At 68.5% G+C, this 1,557-nt stretch carries 1 protein-coding gene and 2 pseudogenes; all 3 read left to right on the top strand.

The features are described 5' to 3' along the window. A pseudogene (locus ACSFA3_RS22825) lies at positions 1-330 on the top strand (CpaF family protein); the annotation flags it as partial. Next, on the top strand, positions 323-1,321 hold the full coding sequence (locus tag ACSFA3_RS22820) for a type II secretion system F family protein (RefSeq protein ID WP_435466229.1): 999 nt from the start codon (positions 323-325) through the stop codon (positions 1,319-1,321). The pseudogene ACSFA3_RS22825 and the gene ACSFA3_RS22820, both read left to right, overlap by 8 nt. Further along, positions 1,318-1,557 (top strand): annotated as a pseudogene (locus tag ACSFA3_RS22815) (type II secretion system F family protein); the annotation flags it as partial. The gene ACSFA3_RS22820 and the pseudogene ACSFA3_RS22815, both read left to right, overlap by 4 nt.

The following is a 1,557-nucleotide window of genomic DNA, read 5'->3' as shown; positions in this document are numbered from 1 at the left end:
CGGCTCGAAATGCTCGCGGGCTTTGCCGGCTACCAGGGCAGCGAAGTGAGCCTGCGTCGGCAGATCGCCAACGCCATCGACTTCATCGTGCAGATCGGGCGCCTGTCCAGCGGCCAGCGCCGCATCATCTCGCTGAGCGAGGTCACGGGCGTCAACGACGACGTAGTTGCGATGCAGGAGCTTTACCGCTACGACCCGATGACCGGACCGGACGGCCGCGACATCGACCGTTGGGCAACGCTCGGCGTCGCGCCGCATTCGCCCAAGATCACGCGCTTCCGCCAGTCGCTGCAGCGTGCGTCGCAGCATGGGGGAGACAACCGTGCGTGAAGTCTTGCTCGCGGTCGCCTGCGTCGCGCTGTTACTGGCAGCCGCCGGAGTGCTGCTGTGGCAATGGGCGAAGGGCCGGCAGGCGCGGCAGGCGACGGAGCGGCATCTGAATCAGCAGATTCTGGCCACCAGCACGGCCGCCGCGGCAACCGCCGTGCCGATGCCCCTGCGAGATCTCCCTGGCGAGGGTCTTGCCTCCAGCCTGACCACGGACCCGTGGTTCGACGGTGGGGCGGGGTCCGCCACGCCCGCTCGCACCGGTCTGCTCGAGCGCGCGGTCCCTGGGTGGATGGTGGGCGTGATCGAGCCGCGCACCATCGTCTTCGCGCTGATCGCCATCGTCGCCATCTGCCTGCTGGTCGGCGTTTTCGTCGGGTGGCTCGCGGCGCTGGGCGTGCTGTTTCTTCTGCTGCTGATGGCGAGCTTCGCCCTGTGGCTGCAACTGCAGAAGTTCCGCCGCAAGCTGATTCACCAGCTCCCCGGTTATATCGATGCCATGGTGCGCCTGATCACCATCGGCAACTCCACGCAAGCGGCTTTTCAGCTGGCGATTGCCACCACGCAAGCGCCGCTGCGCGGTCATCTGGATCGCTCGGCGGCCCTGGTGCGCGCGGGGGTGGACCTCGACCGCGCGCTGCACCAGACGGCGGACAACGTGCGCATCGAAGAGATGTACCTGCTTGCCTCCATTCTTGGCCTGGGCGTGCGCTATGGCGGCCGCGCCGACCTGCTGCTGGAGCGCGTTGGCAACTTCATGCGCGACCGCGAGCAGGCGGAGCAGGAGCTCAGCGCCCTGTCCTCGGAGACGCGCCTGTCAGCCTGGATCCTCGGCCTGCTGCCCGTGGGCGTGGGCGCCTTCCTGATCTTCACCAACCCCAGCTATTTCATGGGAATGTGGAACGACGGCACGGGCCGCATCCTGATCTTTTCGGCGGTGGGCCTGCAGCTGACGGGCGCTGCGCTGCTCTACCGGCTGGCGAGGCTGGCATGACGTTGACGCCCAATCAACTGGCCATCTTCAGCCTCGTGCTGCTGGCGCTGGGCCTGCTGGTCGGCGCCGGCGCGCTCGTCGCGGCCGAGCTGCGCCGCACGCGCAGCGGGCAGGTCATCGGCCGGGCCATCCGGCAGGCGGCCGTCGCGCCCGATCCGAAATCCGCCGTCGAAATCGCGGACCCCGATGCGCCGCCCAAGCCCGAGCTCGACCTGCCCTTCCACTGGCTGGACTCG

The organism is Variovorax glucosi (genome assembly GCF_051216695.1).
Lineage (GTDB): Bacteria > Pseudomonadota > Gammaproteobacteria > Burkholderiales > Burkholderiaceae_C > Variovorax.
The sequence above is the reverse complement of the archived record's forward strand: the minus strand, read 5'-3'. Positions and strand labels throughout refer to the sequence as shown.